7 protein-coding genes and 2 pseudogenes are annotated in these 7,758 nt (G+C 61.4%); 4 read left to right on the top strand and 5 right to left on the bottom strand.

Translation table 11 applies throughout. The annotated features are described in order from the left end of the window. From dctP to GSQ76_RS16500, 3 genes are all read right to left on the bottom strand, one after another. On the bottom strand, positions 1 to 1,040 hold a 1,040-nt coding region (gene dctP, locus GSQ76_RS16510; protein WP_158745196.1), incomplete at its 3' end, for a TRAP transporter substrate-binding protein DctP. A 13-nt stretch (positions 1,041 to 1,053) separates the two neighbouring features. Further along, positions 1,054 to 2,343 carry a TRAP transporter large permease gene (locus GSQ76_RS16505; RefSeq protein ID WP_158745194.1) on the bottom strand — a complete coding sequence of 430 codons (1,290 nt, stop codon included), beginning with the start codon at positions 2,341 to 2,343 and terminating at the stop codon, positions 1,054 to 1,056. After that, positions 2,343 to 2,843: a TRAP transporter small permease subunit gene (locus tag GSQ76_RS16500; RefSeq protein WP_158745192.1), complete on the bottom strand. Its 501-nt coding sequence runs from the start codon at positions 2,841 to 2,843 to the stop codon at positions 2,343 to 2,345. The genes GSQ76_RS16505 and GSQ76_RS16500 overlap by 1 nt, the downstream gene beginning before the upstream one ends. 251 nt (positions 2,844 to 3,094) lie before the next feature. Between GSQ76_RS16500 and GSQ76_RS16495 the strand changes: the two genes are divergently transcribed. After that, entirely contained in the window at positions 3,095 to 4,033 is a 939-nt protein-coding gene (locus tag GSQ76_RS16495; RefSeq protein WP_158745190.1) for a LysR family transcriptional regulator, read from the top strand. A gap of 224 nt (positions 4,034 to 4,257) precedes the next feature. On the opposite strand, the pseudogene GSQ76_RS16490 reads toward GSQ76_RS16495, so the two are convergent. Together GSQ76_RS16490 and GSQ76_RS31895 are read right to left on the bottom strand one after the other, a co-directional pair. Continuing rightward, positions 4,258 to 4,835: pseudogene (locus GSQ76_RS16490) on the bottom strand (PPK2 family polyphosphate kinase). Between the two features lie 221 nt (positions 4,836 to 5,056). After that, positions 5,057 to 5,245: pseudogene (locus GSQ76_RS31895) on the bottom strand (transposase); the annotation flags it as partial. A gap of 171 nt (positions 5,246 to 5,416) precedes the next feature. Here GSQ76_RS31895 and GSQ76_RS16480 point away from each other — a divergent pair. The 3 genes from GSQ76_RS16480 (at position 5,417) to GSQ76_RS16470 (ending at position 7,704) form a co-directional block, all read left to right on the top strand. Next, a complete protein-coding gene (locus GSQ76_RS16480; protein ID WP_158745186.1) occupies positions 5,417 to 6,214 on the top strand; it encodes an SDR family oxidoreductase in 798 nt (265 codons plus the stop codon). A 305-nt stretch (positions 6,215 to 6,519) separates the two neighbouring features. After that, positions 6,520 to 7,143 carry a TylF/MycF/NovP-related O-methyltransferase gene (locus tag GSQ76_RS16475; RefSeq protein WP_158745185.1) on the top strand — a complete coding sequence of 208 codons (624 nt, stop codon included), beginning with the start codon at positions 6,520 to 6,522 and terminating at the stop codon, positions 7,141 to 7,143. A 192-nt stretch (positions 7,144 to 7,335) separates the two neighbouring features. Continuing rightward, positions 7,336 to 7,704, top strand: a complete 369-nt coding sequence (locus GSQ76_RS16470; RefSeq protein ID WP_158745183.1) for a DUF1003 domain-containing protein — start codon at positions 7,336 to 7,338, stop codon at positions 7,702 to 7,704. Positions 7,705 to 7,758: the final 54 nt, after the last annotated feature.

The raw sequence follows: 7,758 nt of genomic DNA, 5'->3' as shown, positions 1-7,758 counted from the left end.
CACTTCACGGCCGCCTTGAAGTCGGCCAACACTTGGCTTCCGGGAAGATGGCGGTCGTCCAGGCTTTTCGCCCAGCTCTGCACCACGGGGTCCAGCAAGGTTTTCAGCGTTGCCTGATCGGCCGGCGGGATATTCCACACCCGCACGCCCGCCTTCTGCACGTCGGCGAGGGCGGCGGCCTCGTTAGTATCGACAAACTGGCAGAGGTGCTCGGTCGCTTCCTGGCCGGCCTGCACCAGTGCAGCCTGGTCTTCTTTCGAAAGGGAGCGGAATTTGCGCAGGCCGATAGAGTAGGTCGAGGCGAAGCTCCCAAACGCCACGCCCTCGGTCAGCACCTTGGTTACGCCCAACAGATCGTAGGGTCGCAAGCTGAGCGCAGTGCCCACGCTGGCGTCCACCGTGCCGCGCTCTAGCGCCTCACGCAGCCCCGCGACGGGAAAGTTGACGGGCACGGCCCCAATCGCACGCAAGATCAGATCCCAGGTGCCCCCCGAGGCTCGAACTTTCAGACCGTGAAAGTCATCCAGCGAGGCCAGCTTAGCCTTGGAGCTGTCAATTGGATATGGCCCGAGATTCCAAGCCATCAGCATCATCACGCCGTTTGGCTTGAACTCACGCTGATCCAGGATACCGTCATGGGCGAGCGCGTAGAAGGCGTGCGTCCCCTGGCAGGAGGAATTATACAGCCCGGGTAGCTCGGCCACGCCCGAAAGCGGCAGCTTCTCCGACACGTAGCCCGGCGCCACGTATCCGATGTCCGCGACGCTGGTCTGCACGAGCCGCAGCAGGTCGTGCGATTTACCGAGCTGCTCACTCGGGTAATATTCGAACGTGATGTGACCGTGGCTCAGCTCAGTGGCCCGGCTCATGAAGAACTTGGCACCTTCGGTCGACATGTAGTGCGTGACCGGCAGCGAGTCAGCCACCTTCAGCACGATCGGCGCATCGGCGCTCCGGGCGACTGGGCAGAGGAAGGCCGGTGAGCAAAGCAGCGCCAGCGCGGCGAGATGGGTGGTAATCCGGCGAGTGCGGCGTTTCATAGATGTGTCTCCCTCAATGACTCATGGTGTTCGGTAGCCAGAGCACAACGATCGGAAAGGCCACGAAAAAGATGATGGCCAGGATGTGGGCGATGAAATGCGGCCAAATTCCCGCGAATACCTCTTCCACCGGTCGGCCAGTGTAGCGGGCGACAACGAAGGCGTTCATGCCAACCGGCGGCGTGACCATGCCGACTTCGGCCGTCAGGACCAGCACGACACCAAACCAAATCGGATCGAAGCCCAGCTTGACGATGAGCGGCACCATGATGGGCACGGTCAGCAGCAGGATCGCGAATTGGTCCAGGAAGCAGCCCAACGCCAGCTTAATGAGAAGAACCAGCGCGATCACCACATAGCGGTTCACAGGGAGGCCAGAGATCGCGTCCACAAGCATCTGCGTCGCCTGTGTGAGCGCCAAGGCGTAGCCGAAGATGTGCGCCCCCAGGATGATCATGGTGATCATTGCCGACGTGCGGGCGGCGCTGGCGATGGCCGCCGCGAACGAAGCAAAGGTCAATTTGCCTCGAACCAGCGCGATCAGACAGGCGCCCAGGGCACCGAGACTCGAGGCCTCCGTCGGTGTGGCAAGCCCCAAGTAGATCAGCCCCGTGACGAGCATGATCAGCACCAGCATCGGCCCGACCACGCGCAAGGAGCGGATCTTCTCCATCATTGTATACCGCTGTCCTTTGGGCGCGCGGCTTGGATCCTGTGTCACCAACAGCAGCACCGTGGCTGCGATCAACAGCGTGACCAGAAGTCCCGGCACGAGCCCCGCCAGCAGCAGTTTGCTGACGCTGAGCTCGGTGAGCAGTCCATACAGCACCAGCGCCAACGCGGGCGGGATCAGCATCGCCAGCGTGCCGGAGATCGCGACCACACCGTTGGCTAACCGCTCCTCGTAGCCGTGCCGCAACATGGCTGGCAGGGAGATCGAGGCCAATGTCGCCGCCCCGGCCGTGCTGGACCCGCAGATCGCACCGAAGCCGGCGCCAGCAAACGCCGTTGCGATGGCCAGGCCTCCCCGTACTCGGCCAACCCAGATCACCATCGCGTCGTACAGTTCTTCGGCAATGCGGCTGACGATGACGAACTCCGCCATCAGGATGAACATCGGTATGCTGAGAAGCTCATACGTCGACACGGTGGAGAGCGGCGTGGTCGTCAGCACGCCCGTGACGGTGTCGGCACCGCCCAGCAGCCATAATCCCACCGCACCGGAAACCCCCATGGCAAAGCCAATAGGCATGCCGGCGGCGAGCAAAACGAACAGGCTGAGAAAGGTGATCCCCGTGACCATCACTCGACTCCAGCGCCGGCGGCGTGCTGCTCGTGCGACGCCAAGTGAAGCACGCCGAAACACGCTGCTAGCAAATTGCCGGCGAACTGCAGTGCAAGGCGCAGCAACAGCATGGCGCAGCCCACGACCAGCAGTGCCAAAGTGGGCCAGCGGGGCCAGGGAATGGCACCGGCCAATACGTCGCCGCCAAAATAGGCGTCGCTCAGCTCTGGCCAGTTCGTGACAGTAATACCAGTGAATAGCCCGATTGTGAGTAGCTGGCATAGTGCTGTCATGCCCGCACGCAGACGAGGCGGCAGTCGTCGCACTAAGATGTCGACACCAATATTCTGCCCAACACGCTGTGTGGTAGCGATGGCCAGGAAGAAAATCGCGACCATCAAGTAATCAGATATCAGTTCGAACGCCCAGATGAGCGGTGCGTTGAAGGCGTAGCGCATCGTGACGTCGGTGGCCGTGATCAGCACGATGGCCACGAAACACACCCCGGCGACGACCATGCTGCCCCGTTCAAGCCAGCAGGCCATTCGCGACGCCATGCCCAATGGTCCGGGCAAGTCCCGAGGCGGCACGGCTACTCCGACGCCCGTCATGCGCGTGTGTTGCGACGTCTCCACTCTTTCGGCCCTTCTTTGCTGGCTCTTGATTGCAGCATCGACCAACACGCGTGATCATGCAATTCGATTAAGCTGATCTGCGCGATAACCTGTGTGGATCGCGAGGTTGACCGTTCTTGGAAGGCCCGCCCATCATGCCACGTATTGATTTGTCCCTCCGCCAACTTGAGGCGTTCACAGAGATCGTCGGCACGGGGGGCTTCCGGACGGCGGCATCGTCGCTCCACATCTCACAGCCCGCGCTTAGCCGCACGATTCACCTGGCGGAGGAGGCGCTTGGGGCTCGGTTGTTCGATCGAGGCAATCAGGGCGCGGTTCTAACGGCGGCGGGGCGTCAGCTGCTCCCCATTGCACAGCGCATCCTGCGCGAGTTCGACACCTCGCGGGGCGAGTTGGCGGAATTTCTCGCGGGGCGCACCGGACGGATCGGCATTGCCGTCTTGCCCTCCATCGGCGTTTCGATCATGCCGAAGATCATTGCGGGCTTTCTAGCCGAATTCCCCGCGGTCCGGATCACGCTGCAAGGATTAAGCGCTGGACCGCTACAGCAGGCGGTGATTGATGGCCGGGTCGACTACGGTTTTTCGGTGCGGCCTCCCGCAGGTTTGGGACTTGTATTCGAGCCAGTTCTGACAGACGAGTTTGTTTTCCTCTGCTCTAAAGACGATATGTTAGCGCAACGGACTGAAGTGCCTTGGTCAGTTTTTTCGCACTGCCCGTTCGTGGCAACGTCGCAAAACAGCAGCATTCGAACTACGACAGACGCCGTGTTCGCCCAAGCCGAAATGGCGGTCGAGCCGCTTTATGAATGTGGTAACGTTTCAATGACGGCCGCTATCGTCGCCGCGGGGCTGGGCGTGACGGCAATCCCGCGGCTGTCGCTTGGCCTTGTTGATCAAACAAAGTTGGTCACCCGTAAACTGGTCGCACAGTCTGTGTCGCGCCAGCTTGGGATTGTTAGTCGGCCAAGCAGCTCGCTGTCGAACGCCGCGGAACGTCTAAAATCAAAACTTCTGAGCCTCTCACAGGGTTCAACCTTGCCGCGGGCGATCCGTTCGAAAAGGCTTCGGTGAAACAAGCGTGTTGAGGCGATAGCACTTGGTCGACGATACGATATCGCTGTTTAGCCCCCGGTTCGCCTTACCACCGCCGCCAAGCGCCCGACCCGCGGCTTCAATTTCCTCACGTTGCCGCTCATCGGGCTTCGGCATATGAAGATCTAGACGCCCCAGACCATCGACGAGGCGGCGACAACCAGCAGACGGATGAACCACTTGTTGTCCGCCGGGACGACGAATTACGGAGCATCGGGCGTCGCCGTGGCGGCTATCGCGTCCTGGTAGGCGTCTTGATAGCTGTCCCAGAACTCGCGCTCAGCGAGGTGAGCGGCGGTGAACTTCCAGTTTTTGACGGATCGTCAAGCCGCGCCACGAAGCGCTTGCGTTGCTCCTCTCTGGAGACGTTGAGGAAAAACTTCGCGATCACGGTGCCCTGGCGGCTGAGATGAGCCTCGAAGTTTCGAATGGATTTTAGTCTGTCACGCCAGATGTGCTTGCCGGTCAGCGATGGCGGTAATTTTTGGCGGGCGAGTATGTCCGGATGCACCCGGGTCACGAGCACTTCCTCATAATGGCTCCGGTTCCAGATCCCAATATTTCCTTGAAGCGGAAGCGCCAACGTCGGGCGCCACAGGAAATCATGTGCCAGGTCCGCGGGCCCCGGCGCCTTGAAGTTGGTCACTTGAACGCCTTGGGGGTTCACGCCTGACATCACGTGCTTGATGGTGCCATTCTTGCCTGCGGCATCCATGGCTTGGAAGACGCAAAGCATGGACCATCGACCGTCGGCGTAGAGCTTTTCCTGCAGGCCAGACAAGGCTGCGACGCCATCCGAAAGCAGCGCCTCAGCCTCTTGCTTTCCTGCGACCTGGCCACCTGTGTCCGCTGGATCGAAGCGCTTCAGTCTGAAATCCTCCCCGTTGGTAACTCGGTAAGGTTTGACCAACGCCCTAATCCGCTCCGGCGACAAGAACTGATTCCCCGCCGCGCTACTTGCCTTGGCAAAAGACCACTCCTCGTTGGTCAGATCGCTCGGATATGCGCCGAGTTCCAATTGCCGAGTTCTTCGGGAAGATCACGCCAGGGCGCACCGGTACGGGCAATCCAAAACACCGCGTCGAGTGTTCGCCGATGGTCTAGCGGAGGACGGCCACGCAATGCGCCCATCTCGGTGACGAACGGCTCGAAGAAAGACCATTCGAGGTCGCTTAGAAGACCCCTGATCACACCCGATCTCCCGCATGAAGATCAGCTTCGAATCACACAACACCGCGTCGGGGGGATCCCCTTCACGCACTTTGTCCACGCGGCCTAGTCACGCCCCAGGACCCGCGCACGCAGTATGCGGGTTCGCCCCCGACCTTCCAGCTTCAGGCGCCCCCTGCCCTGCAGAGCACGATGAAGCAGAAGCCCGACTGCGGCGAGCTCTCGTATAAGGGCTCGGGACGCCTTGCCGGTCGCAAAGCGCTCCTTACCGGCGCAGATTCCGGCATCGGCCGCGCCGCCGCCATTGCCTTCGCCCGCGAAGGCGCGGACGTGGCGATCTGCTATCTGCCGTCAGAGCAGCCGGACGCTGAGGAAGTCGCCAAATACATCCGCGACGCCGGCCGCAAGGCCGTGCTTCTGCCAGGTGACGTTTCCGATGAGGAATTTTGCCTTCGCCTGGTCGCCGATGCCGTTGAGCAGCTTGGCGGGCTCGATATCCTGGTCAACAACACGGGCCGGATGGGCAAGACTGAAGGTGTGTTGGATACGTCCTCCGAGCGCTTCGGCACCCTGATGAAGACCAACGTCTATTCCCAGTTCTGGATCACCAAGGGGGCGGTGCCGCACATGAAGCCCGGCGCCTCGATCATCAACACAACCAGCATTCAGGGGTATAAGCCCTCCGGCAAGGTCTTCGATTACGCGATGACCAAGGCGGCGATTGCCAACTTCACGAAGGGCCTGGCCCAGGATTTGATGGAGGAGCACGGCATCCGGATCAACGCGGTGGCCCCGGGGCCGGTCTGGACGCCCCTACAGGAAGCTGATGGTGAGGAGGAAAAACTGAAGAAACTCGGTCAGGACGCCTACTTCAAGCGTCCCGGCCAGCTAGTCGAGCTGGCGCCGGTCTCTGTACTGCTCGCCTCCCAGGAAGCCAGCTACATTACAGGCGAGATCTACGGCGTGACCGGCGGCCACGGCATCGCATAAGGGTTGGGCTTCCGTCTCGGAGACACCTTGCGAGACGGGCTGGCCTCGAGCCGGAGGGAAACGCGCGGGGCCAACTTAACTTGTGATGTGCTTCACAGGAACAAAGGCACTTTGCTCGCGTTCGCCTCTGGTCCGCCGGACTTCTCCGAGGATCAACGGAGTATCCGGCCATTCAAAATCTGCACGCTGGCGCGATAGATACATCGCAGTTCGATTTTGCCCCGTCAGAAGCCGGCTTCGGTGCCGTCTGGCTGCATCGCCTCATGGCTTCCAGCAGTGGGCTGCGCCAGCTGACCCTCGGCGCCATGGCGCGCCTCGAGTTGGCGATCCTCAGCGGGCATAAGGACAGCCGGGTTCTCAGCGCCATTCGGACGGCGAGAGCAGGCCGTGAATCCCTGCTCAGCGGGAATGAAGCCTTCACCCTGTTCTCCATGGCGCGCGCCCAGTCGAACATGGCCGGCTCGATGGCCGAGGTCGGCGTCTATCAGGGATGTTCGGCCAAGATCATCAGCATGGCGAGTGGAAACGCCGACCTGCATCTTTTCGACACGTTCGAAGGGCTACCGGAGCCGGAAAGTTCAGAGAAGGCCTGGCTGCGGACCGGCCTCTACGCCGCCGGGCTGCCATCGGTCCAGGCATTCCTTGCCGACCGGCAGAATATCAGTTTCCACCCGGGTCTCTTTCCGCAGTCGGCTGGGTATTGCCCGGAGGCCAGATACTCTTTCGTGCATCTCGACGTCGATCTGCATGCGAGCACCCTCGCCTGCCTGGAGTATTTCTATCCGCGGATGGTGCCGGGCGGCATCATCCTGTCTCACGACTATTCATACCTGCACGGGGTCAAGGACGCTTTTGCCGAGTTCCTGGCCGGCAAGCCCGAAAGCGCGATCGAGCTGCCCACGTCCCAGGCCATGCTCGTCAAGCGCTGAAAGATCGTTCACCGGGCAAGCACCAATCGACACACGGCATGCCGCGTCCAACCTTGAGAAGAGTGCCAGCATGTCCGAGATGAACGAACCGCCTTTCCCGACGCCGATTCTGCCGGCCCACATTGAGAAACCATCCAGGCGATCGCCCGGCTCCATTCTGACCACCGCCAGGAAGCCGGGCCCCAGCAGCGAGTGGTCGAGCGGTCGACCGCGTGGATCGGGCAGCCGCGCTTTCTGGCGGCGCTGGGCTTTGCGATTGCCTTGTGGATCGGCGGAAACGTCTTCGCCAGCCTGACCGGCTACACCGCCTGGGATGCCCCACCCTTCGCCTGGCTCCAGGACGTGCTGGCCTTGCTCGCCTTTTATGTGACCCTGCTGATTTTGACGACACAACGCCGGGAAGATCAGCTGGCGGGCTACCGCGAGCAATTGACGCTCGAGCTCGCGATTCTAAGCGAGCAAAAACGGCAAAGATCATTTCTCTCCTGGAGGAGATGTGCCGCGACAGCCCGACACTGGTCAACCGTCGCGATGCCGAGGCTGTGCATAGGCATGGAATAGGGGCTCTGAGTCAATCTCGGTGCAGGTTGATGGTCAGGCTGGACTTGGGATGAC

This window comes from Acidisphaera sp. L21, from assembly GCF_009765685.1.
Lineage (GTDB): Bacteria > Pseudomonadota > Alphaproteobacteria > Acetobacterales > Acetobacteraceae > LMUY01.
This window is presented reverse-complemented; position numbering and strand designations above follow the sequence as displayed.

Bases quoted from the DNA above. Each gene is read 5' to 3' on its own strand.
- GSQ76_RS16505 (WP_158745194.1), bottom strand. From the start codon at position 2,343: ATGGTCACGGGGATCACCTTTCTCAGCCTGTTCGTTTTGCTCGCCGCC.
- GSQ76_RS16500 (WP_158745192.1), bottom strand. From the start codon at position 2,843: ATGGTCGTCGCCGGGGTGTGTTTCGTGGCCATCGTGCTGATCACGGCC.
- GSQ76_RS16495 (WP_158745190.1), top strand. From the start codon at position 3,095: ATGCCACGTATTGATTTGTCCCTCCGCCAACTTGAGGCGTTCACAGAG.
- GSQ76_RS16480 (WP_158745186.1), top strand. From the start codon at position 5,417: ATGAAGCAGAAGCCCGACTGCGGCGAGCTCTCGTATAAGGGCTCGGGA.
- GSQ76_RS16475 (WP_158745185.1), top strand. From the start codon at position 6,520: ATGGCGCGCCTCGAGTTGGCGATCCTCAGCGGGCATAAGGACAGCCGG.